This window comes from Fusobacterium varium (assembly GCA_021531615.1).
Classification (GTDB): domain Bacteria; phylum Fusobacteriota; class Fusobacteriia; order Fusobacteriales; family Fusobacteriaceae; genus Fusobacterium_A; species Fusobacterium_A varium_C.
The window spans coordinates 257921-279381 of the sequence record JADYUE010000001.1 but is presented as its reverse complement, the minus strand read 5'-3'; the positions used below and the strand labels follow the sequence as shown (position 1 = coordinate 279381).

14 protein-coding genes are annotated in these 21461 nt (G+C 29.6%); all 14 read left to right on the top strand.

What is annotated here, in order from left to right:
* The first annotated feature begins 8 nt into the window (after positions 1-8).
* The 14 genes from I6E31_01410 to I6E31_01345 all read left to right on the top strand — a co-directional run bounded on the left by I6E31_01410 (position 9) and on the right by I6E31_01345 (position 21458).
* Positions 9-4865 (top strand): alpha-2-macroglobulin family protein, encoded by a 4857-nt coding sequence (locus I6E31_01410; protein MCF2638622.1) that lies wholly within the window; start codon positions 9-11, stop codon positions 4863-4865.
* Positions 4865-7129 (top strand): penicillin-binding protein 1C, encoded by a 2265-nt coding sequence (pbpC, locus tag I6E31_01405; GenBank protein ID MCF2638621.1) that lies wholly within the window; start codon positions 4865-4867, stop codon positions 7127-7129. Before I6E31_01410 ends, pbpC begins: the two co-directional genes overlap by 1 nt.
* A 12-nt stretch (positions 7130-7141) precedes the next feature.
* Entirely contained in the window at positions 7142-8305 is a 1164-nt protein-coding gene (locus tag I6E31_01400) for an ABC transporter permease (protein MCF2638620.1), read from the top strand.
* Positions 8298-8984 (top strand): ABC transporter ATP-binding protein, encoded by a 687-nt coding sequence (locus tag I6E31_01395; GenBank protein MCF2638619.1) that lies wholly within the window; start codon positions 8298-8300, stop codon positions 8982-8984. Before I6E31_01400 ends, I6E31_01395 begins: the two co-directional genes overlap by 8 nt.
* Positions 8985-9082: 98 nt before the next feature.
* The gene (gene raiA, locus I6E31_01390; GenBank protein ID MCF2638618.1) at positions 9083-9631 is read left to right on the top strand and encodes a ribosome-associated translation inhibitor RaiA; all 549 of its coding nucleotides are present in this window, start codon (positions 9083-9085) and stop codon (positions 9629-9631) included.
* A 175-nt stretch (positions 9632-9806) separates the two neighbouring features.
* Positions 9807-10760 carry an endolytic transglycosylase MltG gene (gene mltG / locus I6E31_01385; protein MCF2638617.1) on the top strand — a complete coding sequence of 318 codons (954 nt, stop codon included), beginning with the start codon at positions 9807-9809 and terminating at the stop codon, positions 10758-10760.
* Positions 10760-12415: a B12-binding domain-containing radical SAM protein gene (locus I6E31_01380; protein ID MCF2638616.1), complete on the top strand. Its 1656-nt coding sequence runs from the start codon at positions 10760-10762 to the stop codon at positions 12413-12415. The genes mltG and I6E31_01380 overlap by 1 nt, the downstream gene beginning before the upstream one ends.
* A 56-nt stretch (positions 12416-12471) precedes the next feature.
* Positions 12472-13803 (top strand): tRNA lysidine(34) synthetase TilS, encoded by a 1332-nt coding sequence (gene tilS, locus I6E31_01375; protein MCF2638615.1) that lies wholly within the window; start codon positions 12472-12474, stop codon positions 13801-13803.
* A 221-nt stretch (positions 13804-14024) separates the two neighbouring features.
* A complete protein-coding gene (gene ftsH / locus I6E31_01370) occupies positions 14025-16004 on the top strand; it encodes an ATP-dependent zinc metalloprotease FtsH (protein ID MCF2638614.1) in 1980 nt (659 codons plus the stop codon).
* A 120-nt stretch (positions 16005-16124) separates the two neighbouring features.
* Positions 16125-16382, top strand: a complete 258-nt coding sequence (gene rpsO / locus I6E31_01365; protein ID MCF2638613.1) for a 30S ribosomal protein S15 — start codon at positions 16125-16127, stop codon at positions 16380-16382.
* A 131-nt stretch (positions 16383-16513) separates the two neighbouring features.
* Complete coding sequence (locus I6E31_01360) at positions 16514-17593, top strand: YibE/F family protein (protein ID MCF2638612.1); 1080 nt, start codon at positions 16514-16516, stop codon at positions 17591-17593.
* A gap of 357 nt (positions 17594-17950) precedes the next feature.
* Positions 17951-19495 carry a glutathione ABC transporter substrate-binding protein gene (locus I6E31_01355; GenBank protein ID MCF2638611.1) on the top strand — a complete coding sequence of 515 codons (1545 nt, stop codon included), beginning with the start codon at positions 17951-17953 and terminating at the stop codon, positions 19493-19495.
* A 136-nt stretch (positions 19496-19631) separates the two neighbouring features.
* Positions 19632-20558: an ABC transporter permease gene (locus tag I6E31_01350; protein ID MCF2638610.1), complete on the top strand. Its 927-nt coding sequence runs from the start codon at positions 19632-19634 to the stop codon at positions 20556-20558.
* A gap of 15 nt (positions 20559-20573) precedes the next feature.
* Positions 20574-21458 (top strand): ABC transporter permease, encoded by an 885-nt coding sequence (locus I6E31_01345; GenBank protein ID MCF2638609.1) that lies wholly within the window; start codon positions 20574-20576, stop codon positions 21456-21458.
* Positions 21459-21461: the final 3 nt, after the last annotated feature.

Sequence of the window (21461 nt, the reverse complement as noted above, 5' to 3'; positions counted from 1 at the left end):
GAGGGAAAATGAAAAAGTTATTGGCATTTTTGATGTTGGTTACTATATTAGGGTGTGGAAAAGAAGCAGAACAGGAGAAAGTTCAAGAGAATAAAGAGGTAAGTTCAAATATTGAATTAGAAAAAGAAAAGGAAGAGATAAAACAAGAGGAAAAATATTTAAATATAGTGGAAGTTTCAACAGTTTCATCTGGAAAGAAAAGTATAGAGATAAGATTCTCTGAAGATTTAGATCTCAATAGTGATATTGATGCCTATGTAAAAGTAAATAGTGATATTCCGTATACTTTGGTTAAAATTAAAAATAAGGTGGTAATTACTGGGGATTTTAATTTAGGTGACACTTATGAAGTTGAGATAAGAGAGGGCTTAAAATCTAAAGATGGTTTAGAACTGAAGGAAAATTATAAGACCACTGTATCATTTAAAGATTTAGAGCCTAAAATATCTTTCTCAAATGAGGGAATAATTTTGCCTGGGGTAAATGAAAAGAGAATAAGTTTTAGATCTCTTAATGTAAAAAAGCTCAATGTCACTTTGAAGAAAATCTATGAAAATAACACTACACAATTTTTACAAGAGTTTAATTTTAAAGGAAATGGAAATGTTTTTAACTATGCTTTACAAGGGGAGTTTTACAAGATAGGAGATACTATTTTAGAAAAAACTTACACTCTTGATAGTATAAAAAACAAGTGGATTCAAACAGAGATAGATTTAGGAAATTTAGCTGATAAAAAGGGATTTTATATAGTTGAACTATCTTTTGATGAGAAAGGGATAGATTATAAGTTTCCAGATGATGTAGAAAATTGGAAAAAATATAGTTTCTTTGAGAACAATGGAAAGATTGGAAAAGTTGTTATGTTGTCAGATAATGCAATGGTAGCACAAAAGACAAAAGATAACATTGTAGTAAATGTTCTTAATATAACAGATAACTCTTTAGTAAAAGGGGCTAAAGTTAAGGCTATAACAACGAATAATCAACTTTTAGAAGAGAAAGTAACTGATGAAAATGGAGAGGTTATTTTTAATAACAGCGATAAGATTTTTTATCTACTTAGTGAAAAAGGAGAGGAGAAATCAATTTTAAAATTTGATGACTCTCAACTTTCATATGAGGGATTTGCAGTTGATGGAATTTATAGTAGCAAAGGTGTAAAAGGGTTCTTATATACAGATAGAGGAATTTATAGACCTGGAGATAAAATTTATTTCTCTGTTATAGCTAGAAGTAATAAAAGTATTTTCCCAGAGGGGCAACCTATAAAGGTAAATGTTTATACACCTAGAGGAGAAAAATTTATTGAGAATAGAGTTATAAAAGATAGTAAAAATGGATTCTACACTTTTGAGATTGAAACTAATCAAGATTCAGAAACTGGTTTATGGAAGGTAGAGGTTGAATTAGGTGGAGATAAGTTTCAAAAGGATATACCTGTTGAAACAATAGTTCCTTATAAAATAAAAGTGGAAACTGAAGTTCCTAAAGAGGTAGATCTATCTCAAGAGAAAGAGTTGAAATATAGTGTAAAATCAGATTATCTTTTTGGAGCTCCAGGAAGTGATCTGAAATATACAAGTGAATTGGAAGTAAGAGAGGAAGAGATCTCTTTTGAGAAGTATAAAAACTATATCTTTAAAGATCCTACAACTTATAGTTTTTATTATAATGATCAAAAAAATGGAGTTTTAAACAAAGATGGAAGAGGAGAAATTACATATAATGTAGAAAAAATATCTCCTTCAAATATCAATTTAACTGGAAGAATAGTTACAAGAGTTTTAGAAACTGGTGGTAGACCAGTAACTAATATAGAGGAAATTTTATTGAAAAAATTTGATACATATGTAGGAATTGAAAATAGTGGAAGAGATTATATTAAAAGTGGAGATAAACTTAATATTAAAGTAATATCTGTAACTAATGATGGAAAGGAATTGGTAGCAGGAAGAAAATTAAAATATAGAATATATAGAAATGAGTACTCTTGGTGGTGGGATTATAGTGACTATGGAAGTTTCCTAAAATCAATAAAAACAGATAGTAATACAACTTTAATCTCTGAAAAAGAGTTTGTATCTTCAGACAAACCATATTTAATAGATTGTGAAATTAATGGAACAGGGGAAATTTTAGTTGAGGTTGAAGATCTTGCAACAGGACAAAAGACAGGGGTAAATTTATATGCAAGTACTTGGATAGATTCTAGTATTAGTAAAAAAATAGATACCTTAAAAATAAAAACAGATAAAGAGCAATACAATATTGGAGATAAAGCTAAAATATACTACGAGGGAGAAAAGGGAGCAAGAGCTTTAGTAACTGTTGAAAAATCTGGACAAATTTTGAAAAGATATTGGAAAGATGTAGAGGGAATAGAGAATGTTGAAGAGGTAGAAATTAGCGAGGAAATGTTCCCAAATGCCTATGTAACAGTTGCACTATTCCAAGATTATGAAAACTATACAAATGATAGACCATTGAGATTATATGGAGCAGTACCATTAATGGTAAAAGATGATTCTACTAAGTTAAATTTAGATATCTCAGCTCCAGATGAGATAAAACCAAATGAAACTTTTAAAGTTAAGGTAAAAAATAGAGCTAATAGTAAAATAGATTATACAGTTGCTGTTGTAGATGAGGGACTTTTAGATATTACAGGATTTAAAACACCAAATCCTTGGAAATACTTCTATCAAAAAGAGGCACTGCAAATCTCAGCTTTTGACAACTATAATGAGATTATAGGAAAAACTTTTGGAGAGGTACATCAAGTTTTAAAAGCAGGAGGTGGAGATTTCTTAGCTGAATCTTTAATGGCTAATAAAAGTAGAAGTAAACAATTAGGAATAGAGGATGCAGAGAGATTTAAGCCTGTTGTTATGTTTAAAGGTGTACTTTCCACAGATGAAAATGGAGAAGGTGAAGTTGAGTTCTTAATGCCAAACTATATGGGAGCTGTTAAAGTAATGGTAGTAGGTGCTGATTTTGAAAAATATGGAAGTGCTGAAAAAGAGATTTTAGTAAAAGCTCCTGTTGTGTTAAATAGTTCAATTCCAAGAAGTTTAAAAGTTGGAGATGAATTGACTATTCCAGTGGAAATTTTTGCTTTAGAAGATGGAATAGGAGATATAAAAGTAAGTTTAGAGTTCAATGGTGAAATTCAAAAAGAAGAAGTTGAGTTAAAGAATAAAGAGAAGAAAACTCTATTCTTTAAAATAAAAGTTCCAAATAAAATAGGAGTGGAGAAGATAAAAATATCTGTGGATTCTTCAAAATATGATTATGAAGAGATAACAGAGATAGATATAAATTCAAATTCTCCATATATTTATATTAATGAAGTAAAAAGTGTAGACAATGAACAGAATTTCAATGCACCAAAAGAGTTTGTAAGTGGCAGTGTAAATAGTAGGGTGACTATTTCATCTTCACCTATTTTAGCAATAGATGAGAGATTACAATGGTTAATTAGATACCCTTATGGTTGTGTAGAGCAAACTACTTCAAGTGTTTTCCCACAACTATTTATATCAAAACTATCATATGAAAAGAACTTTAATATGAAAGAGATAACTAAAAATATTAATAGTGGAATTGCTAGACTTTCAAGATTTCAATTAAATGATGGGTCTTTCTCATATTGGATAGGAGGTTCAGATAGTAATTTATGGGCAACTAACTATGTTGGACATTTTTTAATAAATGCTAAAGATAGAGGTTATTACATACCTAATGATATGTATGAGAAATGGTTGAGATTTAGTAAACAACAGGCTAAAAATTATAGTGGAGATATAGATCTAAAAGCTTATACTCTTTATCTATTGGCATTGGCAGGAGAGCCAGATATCAGTGAGATGAACTTGATGTATGAAAATTACTTAGATAAGATGTTAGTTCCAAGTCAATGGTATTTAGCAGCTACATATAAACTTTCTGGTGATGAGAAGATGGCTAGAGAGATAGGGGATAAGCTTTCAATAGAGATTCCTAAAGCTAGTTATGAATATTATTCAAGTAGCTATGGTTCAAGGCTTAAAGACAAGGCAATAGTATTAAGTGCTTACTATACTATCTATGAGAAAATAGAGAAAAATCTTTATAATGAGATAGTAAAAGTTCTTCAATCTCAAGAGTGGCTATCTACTCAAAGTAGTGCTTACTCTCTTTTAACTATGGCAGAGATAAAAGAAAATAAAGAGAAAGAGAAGTTAAAAGCTATTCTTGAAATCAATAGAAAAACTAGAAAATTTATCTCAAGTGATGAAGATTATATTGAAAATCTTTCAGAAGATATTAAAAATATAAAAGTAAGAGCTAATGATGGAAAAGAGATATATGTTAATTATTATTGGGAAGGTGTTCCTATTAACTATGAGGGAGAAAATATCTCTAAAAATATTAAACTAGAAAGACACTACTACGATTTAAATGGAAAAGAGCAATCAGAAGAGTTTGTAAAATCTTTAGAGAGTGGAAAATCATTTTGGTTAGAAGTAAGAGTTTTACCTAGTGATGATGTAGAGAGATATTTCTCTATAAATAATGTAGCTTTAACTCAAGTGTTGCCAACTGGTTGGGAGATAGAAAATCTAAGAGCTTTAAATCAAGATTATCCTAAGTGGGTAGAGGAAAAAACAGAGGATACATATGTTGATTATGAAGATATTAGAGATGATAGAATAATGTGGTTCTTCTCTTTTGATAATTATGATTCAGGAAGAAATAGTTTCTTTGTTAAAATTAACAGTGTAACAAAGGGAAGATATAGATTACCAGGAACAATGGCAGAGGCTATGTATGATAAAAATTATGAAGCTTATTTAAAAGGAACTGAAGTTGAGGTTAAATAATGAAAAAGCTTTATTATATACCACTAATATTTTTGATTTTTATATTAGGGGTAACACTAAAAATATATCTGACTTTTAATATAGAAAAGATGGAAGAGAGTTTTGAAAGTAGATATAGTCAAATGGTGCTTGACGAGAAAGATAAAATTTTAGGTGTATATCTAAATAAAGATGAACAATGGCATCTAAAAAGTGAAGAGAAGATTCCTGAAAAGCTGAAAGAGGCAGTTTTAAATTTTGAAGATAGAAAGTTTTACTCTCATAATGGAGTTGATTTTAAAGCTATAATAAGAGCTGTAAAAGATAATATTTTTAGTAGGCAGAGAACAGGGGCAAGTACCATAGATATGCAAGTAGTAAAGATATTGAATCCTAAAAAGAGAAGTTATTTTAATAAGTATATTGAGATAGTACAAGCTCTAAAATTAGATAGAAATTTTGATAAAGATGAGATATTGAGAATATATCTAAATAATGCTCCATATGGTGGAAATATTGTAGGATATAAGACAGCATCGCTTTTATATTTTCAAAAAGAGCCAAATGAGCTTACTTGGGGAGAGGCAGCACTTTTAGCAGTGTTGCCTAACTCTCCTGGGCTTATTCATGTAGAGAAAAACAGAGATAGATTAATAAAAAAAAGAAATTTACTTTTAAAAAAGTTAAAGGATAGAAAAGTTATAAGTGAGTCACAACACACTCTTTCTATAAAAGAGCCTATACCAAAGCAGAGATATTATTTTAAAAGTATAGCTCCACACTTTACAAGAAGAGTAATAAATGAAAATAGTGATAAGATAATAAAAACAACTATTGATAGAGAGTTACAAAGTAAGATAGAAAAAGTTGTAAAAGATTATAGTGAGTATTTGAGAAGTGAAGGGATTCCCAATATAGCTGTAATGGTAGTTAACAACAGAAACTATGAGGTAAAGGCCTATATAGGTTCACAGGAATTTTTTGATGAAAAGAGCAATGGACAAGTTGATGGGATAACAGCTTTAAGATCTCCAGGTTCGGTGTTAAAGCCTTTTCTTTTTGCTCTAGCCATAGATGATGGATTAGTTGCGCCACAATCAAAAGTCCCAGATGTACCTCTATATTTTTCAAACTTCACCCCTCAAAATGCTAATAAAAAATATTATGGAATGATAGAGATTAGAGAGGCACTGATAAAATCTTTAAATATCCCCTTTGTAAACTTGTTGAGAGAGTATGGAGAGGAGAGATTTTTCTATTTTTTAAAGCAGGTATTGGGATTTAAAGATAGTGATGTATCGAGATATGGGCTTTCTCTTATTTTAGGAACTAAGGAGTTAAAAGTTGAAGATATAGCTAAACTTTATACAGGTTTAGCAAACTATGGGAATTTTAAAGATCTTAAATATATTAAAACACAAGCTTTAGTAGAGGAAGAACAACTTCTGTCAAAAGGAAGTGCATATTTAACATTAGACACTATAAAAGAGCTACAACGTCCAGGATTAGAGAGAATGTATATAGAAAAAAATCCAATCTCTTGGAAAACAGGAACGAGCTATGGAAGAAAAGATGGTTGGGCAGCAGGAGTGACACCAGAGTGGACAGTGGTAGTATGGACGGGAGATTTTACAGGAAAGGGAAATATAAATTTAACTGGAGTTAAAACTTCTGGTAAGTTACTTTTTAATATATTTAATATTTTATCTTGTAAGGAGAAGGAGTTTACTCTTCCTGAAGATCATATGTTAAAAATAAAGGTGGACAAAGAAACTGGATATAGATTAAAATATGATATACCTTTTAAAGAGATTTATTATCCAAGTGATGTAAAGCCTCTGAAAACATCTCCATATTACAAAAAGATTTTTGTAACTGAGGATGGAAAAGAGGTAGACTCAAGGGATAGTGAATTTGTAAATAGTAGAGAGGAGATAGTTTTAAATTATCCAATAGAGGTTATTAATTATTTAATCAAAGAAAATAGAGATATTTCAACTTTATATAGCAACAGGATAAAGAAAAAAAGTGTAAAATTTATATATCCAGTAAAAAATCTAAAAATTATACTTCCTAAAGATTTTGATGGAGAAAAGGATATAATTATAAAGATAGCTAACTTGAAGAAACAAAATATTTATTGGTATATAAATGGAGAGTATATAGGAGAAGGAAGAGAAAGCGAGAGAAAACTGAATCTTAAAGCTGGAAAATATCAGGTAACTATAGTTTCTTCTGATGGAGAGATTGAAAAAGTTGACTTTGAAATAGAAAAAACACGATAGAGAGGACAGAAAATGGTAGAATTTTTTATAGCAAAAAAACATATTTTTGAAAGAAAGAGACAAAGTTTAATTTCAATGTTAGGAATAGCAATAGGAATTATAGTTTTAGTTGTATCAATAGGTATAGCTAATGGACTTGATAAAAATATGATTGATAGTATTCTTTCAATGACTAGTCATGTGTTAGTTTCAAATGGAGAGAATATGTCAGATTACAAAGAGTTAAAAAGTGAGATAGAAAAGTTGAATAATGTTAAAGGAGCAGTACCAAGTATAGAGACACAGGGTATTTTTAAATATAATGGTGTCTATGGGGGATATATAGCTGGAGTTAGAATAGAGGGATTTGATCTGGAAAGTGCTAGAAAAGCTATGGATCTTGATAAAAAATTATATGAGGGAAGTATAAACCCTAATAAAATAAATGGTTTATTGATAGGAAAAGAGTTAGCTAAAAATATAGGAGCTAGTATAGGAGATGAAGTAACAATTATTTCATCTGAAAATAGAGAGATAAAATTTAAAATAGATGGAATATTTCAAAGTGGATATTATGACTATGACATTAATATGATTATAATGCCTTTAAAAGCAGCTCAATATATGATGTATAGTGGAGATACAGTTAATAAAATTGATGTAGTTTTAAATGATCCATATAAAGCACCAGAGGTAGCAAATGAGATAATGACTAAGTTAGGGGCTTTTTCAAGAACATGGGGAGAGCTAAATAGAAATCTTCTGTCAGCTCTTTCTCTTGAAAAAACAGTTATGATTATGGTTTTTTCTCTTATTGTTATTATAGCAGGGTTTGTTGTATGGGTAACTTTGAATATGTTAGTTAGAGAGAAGATAAAAGATATTGGTATAATGAGATCAATGGGATTTTCTAGAAAGAGTATCATGAAGATATTTTTGATACAGGGTATGATTTTAGGAGTAGCAGGAATAGTTATTGGAACTCTGATAGCATTAGGAATGTTATGGTATATAAAAAATTATACTCTTGCATTTGTAACATCAATCTATTATTTGACAAAGATACCAGTAGAAATTTCATTTAAAGAGATATTGATAATAATAGGAGCAAATCTTGGAATTATATTTGTATCAAGTGTATTCCCAGCATATAGAGCAGCAAAATTAGAGACAGTGGAGGCATTAAGACATGAGTAATGAGATATTAAGATTGGAGAATATTGAAAAATATTATAGTGGAAGTGTAGACAAGCTACATATAATTAGAAATCTAAATCTATCAGTAGAAGAGGGAGAGTTTATCTCTATTTTAGGTAGATCAGGTTCTGGAAAATCTACTCTTTTAAATGTAATTGGTCTTTTAGATAAGATAGATGGTGGAAAAATATTTATAGATGGAAAGGAAGTAGATGTTCTTTCAGATGTAGAGAAAGATAGATTGAAAAATAGAATGTTAGGATTTGTATTTCAATTTCATTATCTTCTTCCAGAGTTTACAGCTTTAGAAAATGTTATGTTACCAGCTCTTATAGATGATTTTTCTAATAAATCAGAGATAGAAAAAAGAGCCATGGAACTTTTAAAATCTGTGGGACTAGAAGAAAGAGTACACCATAAACCATCACAATTATCAGGAGGAGAAAAACAAAGGGTAGCCATAGCTAGAGCTTTGATAAACTCACCTAAAATTTTATTAGCTGATGAACCTACTGGAAACTTAGATGAAGAAACAAGTGAAACAATCTTTAATATTTTAAAAGAAATAAATAAAAATAGAAAGCAAACAATAATTGTTGTAACTCACTCTAAAGATCTAGCTCAAATATCAAATAAAAAACTATATTTGAAAAAAGGTGTTCTAGAAACTGAAGAATAAAAAAATTTTTTTAAAAATAAAAAAGGAAATTTGATAAGTTTCTTGTATAATATAGTACAAAGCAAATGGAACTTGCAGAACAAAAAGGAAGTGGTATTATGAAAATGTCTATCCATGGAAAACAATTAGTTGTAACTGATGCAATTAGAAAGTATGCAGAAAGCAAACTAGGGAGGGTTGAAAAGTATCACGACAGTATTATAGAATTAGATGTTAGCTTATCAGCAGTTAAAACAAAAACAGGAAGCAATCATACAGCTGAAGTATTAGCATATCTAAGTGGAAGTACACTAAAAGCAACTTGCTCAGATGTAGATTTATACGCAGCTATAGATCAAGTTTCTGATATTATAGAGGGACAATTAAAGAAACATAAAGAAAAAAGAAACGCAAACTATGGACAAGCAACTGGAGTTAGAAAAATAAAATATAATCCTGAAACTAACACAGTTGAAAAAGAAGCAGCAGTTAACATAGTTAAGGTTTTATTACCAGCAAAACCTATGGATATAGAAGAAGCTATTCTTCAACTTGAAATGTTAAATAGAACATTCTATCCATTTACTAACTGTGAAACTGGTGAAATGAATATAGTTTATAAGAGAAAAGATGGAGATTATGGTCATATAGAACCAGCATCAAAATAATAGCTTAGAATAATATTAAAGCTGCAGTTAATCTGCAGCTTTTTTGTTTGTCTAAAAATTTATTAAAAACTTGAAAAAATTTGATATAAGGAATATAATTTTTAAGGTATTTCTTTTTTCTTGCTAGAGAGTAAGATTATGCTATAATATAAAGAAAGTTCTAGAGGAGAAAGTTATGAAAAAATTAATATATTTACTTATAGTAGTAATGATAATTATTGGTGGAGGAGTAGGGTATATTTATCATGAGATAAATAAGCCTGAAAAATATGCTAAAGTAATAGAGATAAAAAGTGATGTTCCTTTAAAAAAATCTTTATCAGTTTTACCAATTTCTAAAAATATAATATTTAAAGGGTATTTAAAATATAGAAATGAAGGCAAAGGAATAAAAGCTGGTTACTATGAGTTAAAAGGTAATTTAAATATGAAAGAGCTTATTGATGTTCTTGAAGAGGGAAAGGATAAGGTATTTAGATTGACAATACCTGAAGGATACAGTGTAGCTGAGATAGCTGAGCTTTTAGAGAAGATGGGTAAGATAGACAAGGATAAGTTTTATAAGACATTTAATGAGATAGAATTTCCATATCCTACACCTAATGGAAATTTTGAGGGGTATCTATACCCAGAAACTTATTATATTCCAGAAAATTATGATGAGAGATTAATTTTAAGAACTTTATTGAGAGAGTTTTTGAAAAAATTTCCACCTGAAAACTATCCAAATAAAGAGGAATTTTATCAAAAATTGATAATGGCATCAATATTAGAGAGAGAGGCAAAGTTAGATGAGGAAAAACCTTTAATGGCATCTGTTTTTTATAATAGAATGGATAAGGGAATGAAATTAGCCTCTGATGCAACAGTTAATTTTGTATATAATTATAAGAAGAAAAGAATGTATTATAAGGATTTAGAGATAGATTCTCCATATAATACATATAAATATAAGGGACTTCCACCAGCTCCAATATCAAATCCAAGTGTAGTATCTGTTGAAGCAGCTTATAACCCAGCAAAAACAGATTATCTATTCTTTGTAGCTAAGGGAGATGGGGGACACTTTTTCAGTAAAACATATAGAGAACATTTAGAATTTCAAAGAAAGAATAAGGAGAACAAATAGTGAGTAAAATAGTTTTGGCTGGAATAAATAGCCAGTATGTACATCTAAATTTAGCAGTTAGATATCTAAAAAAATATGTAGAGGCAAATAGTGATCTGAAAATAGAGATTTATGAAACAAATATAAATAATCAAGTGTTTAATATTATTAAGGATATTTATGAATTAAATCCTGATAAAATTATCTTTTCAACATATATTTGGAATAAAGAGTATGTTGTTGAAATAGTAAGAGAGTTAAAAAAAGTACTACCTAATGTTGAAATTATTTTAGGTGGTCCTGAGGTATCGTATAAATGGGAAAAATTTATGGCAAATATGCCAGAGGTAGATGCTCTATTATTGGGAGAAGGGGAAAAAGTTATTTTAAACTTTTTAACTAAAAAAGATAAGAAAGCACTTGGAGTTGTTTATAGAGAGAATGGAGAGATAATTTTTAATGGAATTGAACCTATAATAGAGAATTTAGATATAGTTCCATTTCCATATGAGGATTGGGAGTTAGAGGATAGAACAAAGATTTTCTATTATGAAAGTTCAAGAGGGTGTCCTTTTAGTTGTTCATATTGTCTGTCTTCAATAGATAAAACAGTGAGATATTATAGTTTAGATAGAGTGAAAAAGGATCTGAAAAGATTTTTAGACTCTCCAATTAAACTTTTAAAATTTGTAGATAGAACTTTTAACTTAAAAAAAGAGAGATATATGGAAATTTGGAAATTTCTTCTTGAAAATTATAGAGAGGGGATAACTTTCCATTTTGAGATAAATGCTAATATTTTTGATGATGAAACTTTAGACTTTTTAGAAAAAGTGCCAAAGGGATATTTTCAATTTGAAATAGGAGTTCAAAGTATAAATCCTGAAACAATGGTGGCTATTAAAAGAAATAATATTCTTGATAAACTAGCTCACAATGTAAGAAGAATCAGTAGAAACATTCACTTGCACTTAGATCTAATAGCAGGATTGCCATATGAGACATACGATATTTTTAAAGATTCTTTTAACTATGTATATAATTTAAAACCTGAGATGATTCAACTTGGATTTTTAAAACTGTTAAAGGGAACTCAGATGTATGATGAGGTTGAAAAGTATCAATATAAATATTATTCTAAACCACCATATGAGGTTTTTTCAAATAAGTTTATAAGTTTTGGTGAATTAGTAAAACTAAAAAATCTGGAAAAGATGTTAGATTACTATTATAACTCTGAAAAATTTAGTTACACTTGTGATTTTGTTATAAAGAATAATTTTGATAGTGCTTTTACTTTTTTTGAGAAAATAGCAGATTACTATGATAAGAAAGAGTATTTAAAAATTAGTCACAAAGAGGTAGCACTTTTTAATATTTTATATGATTTTTATGTGGAAAATAATTTGAAAGATTTAGATATATTTGTTGAATTTTTAAAATATGATTATCTAGCTTTAGGAAAGCCAGGATCATATCCAGAATGGTTAAAAAGCAATAAAAATAGTGAATTACACAATCAATTGATAAAAGATAGTGAATTTAAAAGTGTTAGAGAGGGACATAAAAATAGTGAATTAGAAGAGTTTAAATATAATATCTTTACAAATAAAAGAGAGAATATAAATATTTTCTTTAATTATAAGACAAAGAAACATGAGATTATTTTTAAATAGTTTGAAAAAAAGTAGGGAAGTATGTTATAATTTTAAGGAAATGGATTGGAGATTTTATGGAGCTATATAAAGGGATTCAAAGGAAGAATTTAAGGGAAAATCTTATTGAAAAAAATGATAGAATAGTTGTAGGTTTTTCTGGTGGTCCAGACTCAGTTTTTTTAACAGAGATGTTATTGAAATTAAAAGAAGAGATTGAGTTTGAAATAATTTTAGTTCATATAAATCATCTTTTAAGGGGAGAAGCCTCTGATGGAGATGAGAGATTCTCTTTAGAATATGGAAAGAAAAAAGGATTAAAAGTTTTTAGCAGAAAAATAGATATAACTACATTAGGTAAAAAAGAGGGATTGACTTTAGAAGAAGCAGGTAGAGAAGCTAGATATAATCTTTTTAATGAGATTTTTATTCAAGAGAAAGCTAATAAGATAGCTCTTGCACACAATAAAGATGATCAATTAGAAACATTTATGTTTAGATTGGTTCGTGGTGCAGGGTTAGAAGGGTTAGAAGGTATAGTTTCTAAACGTGACAGATATATTCGTCCAATTTCTGAAATCTATAAAAAAGATATTGTAAACTATTTAGATTCTAATGGAATAGAGTATAGAATAGATAAAACAAATTTTGAAAATGAGTTTACAAGAAATAGTATTAGATTAGATTTAATACCATTTATAGAAAAAAGATATAATCCTAAATTTAAAGATAGATTGTATGCTCTGATTGAAGAGATAAGAGAGGTAAATAGAGCTTTAAATATAAATTTAGAGGATTATCTTGTAAATGGAAAATTATCTATAGAAAAATTGCAAAAGTTAGACAGATATCTTCTAAGAAAGGTATTATTACAATATTTATATAGTTATGATATAGAGGTAACTAGAAAAAAAATATCTGGAATAGAAGAGATTTTAAATAAAGGAGGGAGCAAAGATATTTCTCTAAATGGAAATTATATATTGAGAAAGGATTATAACTATCTCAGTATAATTGAAAATAGAGAAAGATTTGAAGGTATTGAAGAAAAAGTTTTAAAGATCCCTGGTCAGATTAAATTTGGAGATTATATAATTGAGGCTATTGAAAGTGATAAGATAGTTTATAATAAAAATAATTTCTATACAAATTTAAAAATCGGAGATGAATTACTTGTTAGAAGTAAAAAAGATGGGGATAGAATAGTTCCTATGGGAATGAAAAATTATAAAAAAATAAAAGATATACTTATAAATGAAAAAGTTCCTAAGGAAGAGAGAGAAAATATACCAATAGTTATATTTAAAAATGAGATAATATGGATTGCTGGAGTAAAGGGAAGTGAAAATTATAAAAACTTACAAAAGGGCAACTGTATTAAATTGAGTATAAGGAGGAGCATTAGTTGAGCAAGGAAAATTTATTTGAAGAGAAGGTACTATATATAGAGGAAGAAAATAACTCTACTGAAGAACAAAAAGATAAAGCAAAAGACAACACTGAAGAGAAAAAAGAAGATAAAGAAAATGATGAGATAAAAAAGAGAAAAGAAGAGTTAAAATCTAAATTAAGAGATGGTTTAAACCAAAAATCTAATGATGATGATGAAAAAAATAGAAATATAAAAAAGATGAAGAAATTAGGTGGAAAATTTAATTTTAAAGCCTTTATAATGCTATTATTTATAATCACAATAGCAATGTCAAGTTCATCATTCTTAAAAGATGTAAATACTACTGCAAGTAATGAAATTGGATATAGCCAATTTATTCAAAAAATTGAAAATTCAGAGATAAAAAAGGTTAATGAAAAAGAGGGGTATGTATATGGTGAAGTAGCACAAACTTCTGAAGGAGAAGAGGGAAAAACATTTAAAGCTAGAATGATTACTAATAGATTAGGAGATGATCCTAATATGGTAAAAGTTCTAAACACTTATGGAACAGAAGTAGCTTCATTACCACCACAAGAACTTCCATTCCTTGTAAATGTATTAGTATCTTGGTTCCCTATGTTACTTCTTATAGGTGTATGGGTATTTATGCTAAATAGAATGAATAAAGGTAGTGGTGGAGGACCACAAATCTTTAATATGGGCAAATCTAAGGCAAAGGACAATGGAGAAGAGATTTCAAAGGTAACTTTTGCAGATGTTGCAGGTATTCCAGAGGCTAAAATTGAATTGGAAGAGGTTGTAAGTTTCTTAAAAGAGCCTGAAAAGTTTAAAAAGATAGGAGCTAAAATTCCTAAAGGGGTACTTTTATTAGGAGGACCAGGAACAGGTAAAACTTTATTAGCTAAAGCTGTTGCTGGAGAAGCTAAGGTACCATTTTTCAGCATGTCTGGATCTGAGTTTGTAGAGATGTTTGTTGGAGTTGGAGCTTCAAGAGTAAGAGATCTATTTAATAAAGCAAGAAAAAGTGCTCCATGTATCATATTTATAGATGAGATAGATGCTGTAGGTAGAAAAAGAGGTTCTGGTCAAGGTGGAGGAAATGATGAAAGAGAACAAACTTTGAACCAACTTCTTGTTGAGATGGATGGATTTGGTACTGATGAAACAATTATTGTTTTAGCAGCGACAAACAGACCTGAAATATTAGATAAAGCTTTAATGAGACCAGGAAGATTTGATAGACAAGTTGTAGTTGATAATCCTGATATTAAAGGAAGAGAAGAGATTTTAAAAGTTCATGCTAGAGGTAAAAAATTAGCTAAAGATGTGGACTTGTCTGTAATTGCTAAGAAAACTCCAGGATTTGTAGGGGCAGATTTAGCAAATATGTTAAATGAGGCAGCTATTTTAGCAGCAAGAGCTGGAAGAGATGAGATCAATATGGCTGACTTAGAAGAAGCATCTGAAAAAGTAAGTATAGGACCAGAAAGAAAATCTAAAGTTGTAATTGAAAAAGAAAGATTGATAACTGCTTACCATGAAGCAGGACATGCTCTAATGCATTATTTACTACCAAATACAGATCCTGTGCATAAGATTACTATTGTACCTAGGGGAATGGCTGGAGGATTTACAATGGCACTTCCAGAAGAGGAGAGAAGCTATAAATTCAAAAGTGAGTTCTTAGATGATATAAGAGTATTATTTGGTGGAAGAGCAGCAGAGCAAATTGTATTTAATGACATAACAACAGGAGCAAGTAATGATATAGAGAGAGCTACTGCAATAGCTCATGCTCTAGTAACAAGATTTGGAATGACTAGCAAGTTTGGACCTATGTTATTAGATAATACAAAAGAAGGAGATCTTTTCCAACAAAAATATTACAGTGATACTACTGGTAAAGAGGTAGATGATGAGATAAGAGGAATTATCTCTGAAATGTATGCTGAAACTATAAAAATGTTACAAGAAAACTATGACTCTTTAGATAGAGTTGCTAAAGCATTATTAGAGAAAGAAACTTTAAATAGAGAAGACTTTGAAGCTCTTATGAGAGGAGAAGATATCTTTAAATCAAAAGAGAGTGAAGAGGTAAAAGTAGAAACTAGTGAAGAAGTTGAGTCTGAAAAGATAGAAGCTGAAAAAGAAGAGATAGTAGAAAAAATAGAAGAAGAAAAAAATATTAAAGAAAAAGTAGAAGAGGAAAAATAATTATTTACTTTTAATAAAAATTATGATAGAATGAATGTAATTTGAGCTCAGTTTTACGATTAGCCCCGTATTACTTAGCTTAGATAATATTATGATTTAGGAGGAAACATAAAAATGGCTATGAGAAGTAAAGCAGAAATAATCAAAGAATATGGAAAATTCGAAGGAGATACTGGATCAACTGAAGTACAAATCGCTCTATTAACTGAAAAAATCAATCACTTAACAGATCACCTAAGAGTTCACAAAAAAGACTTCCACTCAAGATTAGGATTATTAAAAATGGTAGGACAAAGAAAAAGATTACTAGCTTACCTAACTAAGAAAGATCTTGAAGGATACAGAAACCTTATCGCTAGACTTGGAATCAGAAAATAATTATTTAAAGTTGCTAAAAACGAGGATATTTATCCTCGTTTTTTTATAATTATTAAAAATAAATTGAATTTTTAATGATTATGAAGTATCCTATTAATTAATGAAGAGTAAAGAAATTGTAGGAGAGGATTATGAAAAAATTTGTATTAGTAGTATTAATGATATTTTCAATATTTTCTATAAGTGTTTCAGCTCAAGAAGAATACCTAAAGGGAAGAATCTTAAAATTAGAAGATTGCCTTTCACCAGAAGAAGAGGTAGAAGAACTGAAGGAGATAATGCTGTATAGTGTAGTTATAGCTGAAGGTCCAAGAGAGGGAAATACAATTTTAGTTGAATTTCCAATTTATAGAGAGGAAGCTTTTAATATAAATGTAAAAGAGGGAGATAGGGTAGTACTATACTATGAAGTAGATGATGAAGGAAATGAAAAATACTATATAGCAGATATAGACAAGAGAATGGATATTTTATATCTTACAGGAATATTTGTGCTGATAGTTTTATTACTTGCTAAATTTAAAGGGTTTAAAGCAATGATAGCTTTATTATTGGTAATCTTATTTATATATAAAATTTTCCTACCTGGAATAATTTTAGGATACTCTCCAATACTATTATCTGTTATAGTAGCACTTTTTGCTTCAGTAGTTACTATATATTTAATGACAGGGTTTAATAGAAAAGGTGTAGTTGCAATAATAGGATCCTTTGGTGGAGTAATAATAGCAGGAGCTTTATCATATACCTTTGTGAATACTATGAGATTAACAGGATATGTAACAACAGAGACTTTAAATTATGCTTCTATGTTAGGAAATATAAAGGTTAAAGAGATGATATCAGCAGGGGTTATTTTAGGAAGTATGGGAGCAGTTATGGATGTGGCAATGTCTATAGCTTCAGCACTAAACGAGTTAAAGGAAAAAAATAGAGATATTCATAGAAAAGAGTTATTCTATTCTGGAATGAGGATAGGTAGTGATATTATAGGAACTATGATCAATACTCTTATATTAGCATATATAGGAAGCAGTTTAATGACATCAATATTTATATATATGCAGAAAGATCAATACCCTTCAATTAGAATATTGAATTTTGAATCGATAGTGGTGGAAATTTTAAGAGCATTATGTGGTAGTATCGGAATTTTAATAGCTGTTCCTGTTACAGCATATATTGCGGCTAAAATTTATTCAAAAAAATAAAAAATTAAATTTTTTTTTCAAAATAAAATGGAAGAATACTTTGGAATTATGCTAAAAAAATAGTATTTATGTATATAAAATGTTCTCTTAACTAATCATATATAAAATTTATATCTATCATATAAATTTTATAAATTTGACTAAAAGCCTAATAAATAGTACATTCTTTTTATGTGTTAATTTCTAAAATGCAAAATTTAAGGATATGGGTCTTTACTTATTTTAAAAATGTTGTATCCTTAATATAGAAAGAGTGTTTTTTTAGAAAATAAAAAACTATAAAAGGACACTTTATAAAAAAAGCATTTTGGAAGCGATTTTTTCAAGATGAAAACAAAATATTTTAGGAGGAAAAGTATGAAGAAGAAGCTACATCTATTAATTATGGCAGTACTGTCAGTATTACTTTTTGTTTCTTGTGGTGGAGAGAAAGAAACTAAATCAGGTAAAGGAGAAGTTAGAGATACTTTAATAGTTGCTAACGGAGCAGATGCTAAATCTTTAGATCCACATGCAACAAACGATGCACCATCATCTAAAGTAACAGTTCAAATATATGATAGATTAGTAGATCAAGATGATAATATGAACGTTGTTCCAGCTCTAGCAGAAAGTTGGGAGCAACCAGATGGGGTAACAACAATTTTCCATTTAAGAAAAGGAGTTAAATTCCACAATGGAGAACCATTAACAGCAAAAGATGTTAAATTTAGTTTAGATAGAATGAAGAGCTCACCTCAAGTTTCTCACATCATAGGAACTTTAGATAGAGTAGAAATAGTTGATGATTATACTGTTAAAGTAATAACTAAACAACCATTTGGAGCTTTATTAAGTCACTTAAGCCATCCAACTGCAGCTATTCTTAATGAAAAAGCAGTTAAAGAGTATGGAGATTCTTATGGGCAACATCCAGTTGGAACAGGACCATATAAATTTATATCTTGGGCTTCTGGAGATAGAATCATACTTGAAGCAAACCCAGATTATTTCATGGGAGAAACTCCTATTAAAAATGTTATAATCAGAGCAATATCTGAAGCAACTAATAGAACTATAGGACTTGAAACTGGAGAAATTGATATAGCTTACGATCTAGAAGGAATGGATAAAGATAGAGTAAGAGAAGATAAAAATCTAGTATTCTTAGAAGAGCCATCTTTAGGAATCGACTATATTGGATTTAATACAGCTAAAGCACCTTTCAACGATGTAAGAGTAAGACAAGCAATTGCTATGACTATCAAAGTTGATGACATTATAGAAACTGTATATAAAGGATCAGCAACAAGAGCTAACTCATTAATTGGACCAAAAGTATTTGGACATACAGATGATGCTAAAGCTTGGGAAGTAAATATTGAAAAAGCTAAACAACTTCTTGCTGAAGCAGGATATCCAAATGGATTCAAGAGCAAAATTTGGATCAATGAAAATCCAGATAGAAGAGATATAGCTATCATAGTTCAAGATCAATTAAGAGCTATTGGAGTAGACATCGAAGTTGAAACTCTTGAATGGGGAGCTTACTTAGAAGGAACTTCAAGAGGAGATCATGAAATGTATATTCTTGGTTGGGTATCTGTAACAGGAGATGCTGATTATGGATTATTCCCACTATTACATAGTTCATGTTTTGGTGGAGCAGGAAACAGAGCATTCTACAACAACCCAAAAGTTGATGATCTATTATTAAGAGCTAGAAACTCAAATGACCAAGAAGAAAGAAAAGCTCTTTACAGAGAAGTACAAATTATTGCACAAGAAGAAGTACCTTATTATATAACAGCATTTAAAGAACAAAACGTTGGACTACAAAAATATGTAGAAAACTTCAAACAAAGACCAGCAGGACACCATAGATTATATGGAGTTAAATTTAAAGAAAATGCTGATAAATAGTTAATAATAGAAAAGGGGCTGCATCTATATTTAGAGTCAGCCCTTTAAAATAATTATAAATAAATTTTAAGTTAGTTATATTTAAATTAAAGGAAAGGAGAGAGCACTTTAAAGAGTTAAAGTGTCGTACTAAAAGATGCATAAATATGTATTAAGAAGACTTTTATTACTTATTCCTGTATTATTAGGAGTATCACTTTTAGTTTTTACAATTATGTCATTAACTCCAGGGGATCCAGCTCAATTAATATTAGGAGAAAATGCACCTAAAGAAGCAATTTTAAAATTAAGAGAAGAGATGGGATTAAACGATCCATTCTTAGTTCAATATTTTAGATTCGTTGGAAAGGCTGTATTAGGAGATTTTGGAAGATCATATACTACTGGAAGGGAAGTTTTTGGAGAGATATTTTCAAGATTCCCAAATACACTTATTCTAGCAGTAATTGGAATTATTATCTCAGTTTGTATTGGAATTCCAGTTGGAATTATTTCAACAACAAGACAATACTCTTTCTTAGATAGTTTCAGTATGGTATTAGCATTACTAGGAGTTTCAATGCCAGTATTCTGGTTAGGATTAATGCTTATCCTTACTTTCTCTGTTAAATTAGGATTACTTCCTTCAGGAGGATTTGATGGATTTAAGAGTTTGATTCTTCCATCATTGACACTTGGAGTAGGATCAGCAGCTATTATCACAAGAATGACTCGTTCTTCAATGCTTGAGGTAATCAGACAAGACTATATTAGAACAGCAAGAGCTAAAGGGGTAGCTGAAAAAGTAGTTATTAATAAACATGCTTTAAAAAATGCACTTATCCCTATAATAACAGTTGTAGGATTACAATTTGGAGGACTTCTTGGAGGAGCAGTTTTAACTGAGTCTGTATATTCATGGCCAGGAGTTGGAAGACTAATGGTAGATGCAATCAGACAAAAAGATACTCCAACAGTATTGGCAGCAGTTGTATTCTTAGCAGCAACATTCAGTGTTGTAAATCTATTGGTGGATATACTATATGCTTATGTTGACCCTAGAATTAAGTCACAATATAAGTAGTAAGGAGGATTAATAATGTCAACTAAAGAAAATACAAAACAAACTAATAAAAAAAGAAGCCAATGGAGAGAAGTATGGAGAATGCTTAAAAAGAACAAAATGGCTTTAGTTGGACTTGGAATATTAGTAATTTTAGTTTTATTAGCTTTATTTGCAGATGTAATTGCAGATTATGATACAGTAGTAATTAAGCAAAACTTAGCAAATAGATTAAAAGGACCTAGTGCAGAGCACTGGTTAGGAACAGATGAATTTGGTAGAGATATTTTTGCAAGACTTGTTCATGGTGCAAGAGTATCATTAAAAGTAGGAATTATTGCAGTTGGAATATCTATAATTCTTGGAGGAATCTTAGGAGCTTTAGCAGGATTCTATGGTGGAAGAATAGATAACATAATAATGAGAATAATGGACGTATTCTTAGCAGTACCAAGTATTCTACTAGCAATTGCAATTGTATCAGCATTAGGACCAAGTATAATTAACCTAATGGTAGCTATTAGTATTTCAAGTGTACCTAGATATGCAAGAATAGTAAGAGCTTCTGTTCTTTCAATTAGAGACCAAGAGTTCGTAGAAGCAGCTAGAGCAATTGGTGCTAATAATGCTAGAATAATATTTAGACATATAATCCCTAACTCACTAGCTCCTGTAATTGTACAAGGAACTTTAGGAGTAGCAAGTGCTATTTTATCAACAGCAGGATTAAGTTTTATAGGACTAGGAATTCAACCTCCAGCTCCAGAATGGGGATCTATGCTTTCAGGAGGTAGACAATACCTTAGATATGCATGGTGGGTAACAACATTCCCAGGTGTAGCAATTATGATAACTATTCTATCTCTAAACCTTTTAGGAGATGGACTTAGAGATGCTTTAGATCCAAGACTAAAACAATAATAG

Coding starts and splice junctions, on each gene's coding strand:
- I6E31_01355 (MCF2638611.1), top strand. CDS start 17,951: ATGAAGAAGAAGCTACATCTATTAATTATGGCAGTACTGTCAGTATTA.
- I6E31_01410 (MCF2638622.1), top strand. CDS start 9: ATGAAAAAGTTATTGGCATTTTTGATGTTGGTTACTATATTAGGGTGT.
- mltG (MCF2638617.1), top strand. CDS start 9,807: ATGAAAAAATTAATATATTTACTTATAGTAGTAATGATAATTATTGGT.
- pbpC (MCF2638621.1), top strand. CDS start 4,865: ATGAAAAAGCTTTATTATATACCACTAATATTTTTGATTTTTATATTA.
- tilS (MCF2638615.1), top strand. CDS start 12,472: ATGGAGCTATATAAAGGGATTCAAAGGAAGAATTTAAGGGAAAATCTT.
- raiA (MCF2638618.1), top strand. CDS start 9,083: ATGAAAATGTCTATCCATGGAAAACAATTAGTTGTAACTGATGCAATT.
- I6E31_01345 (MCF2638609.1), top strand. CDS start 20,574: ATGTCAACTAAAGAAAATACAAAACAAACTAATAAAAAAAGAAGCCAA.
- I6E31_01350 (MCF2638610.1), top strand. CDS start 19,632: ATGCATAAATATGTATTAAGAAGACTTTTATTACTTATTCCTGTATTA.
- I6E31_01400 (MCF2638620.1), top strand. CDS start 7,142: ATGGTAGAATTTTTTATAGCAAAAAAACATATTTTTGAAAGAAAGAGA.
- ftsH (MCF2638614.1), top strand. CDS start 14,025: ATGAAGAAATTAGGTGGAAAATTTAATTTTAAAGCCTTTATAATGCTA.
- I6E31_01360 (MCF2638612.1), top strand. CDS start 16,514: ATGAAAAAATTTGTATTAGTAGTATTAATGATATTTTCAATATTTTCT.
- I6E31_01395 (MCF2638619.1), top strand. CDS start 8,298: ATGAGTAATGAGATATTAAGATTGGAGAATATTGAAAAATATTATAGT.
- rpsO (MCF2638613.1), top strand. CDS start 16,125: ATGAGAAGTAAAGCAGAAATAATCAAAGAATATGGAAAATTCGAAGGA.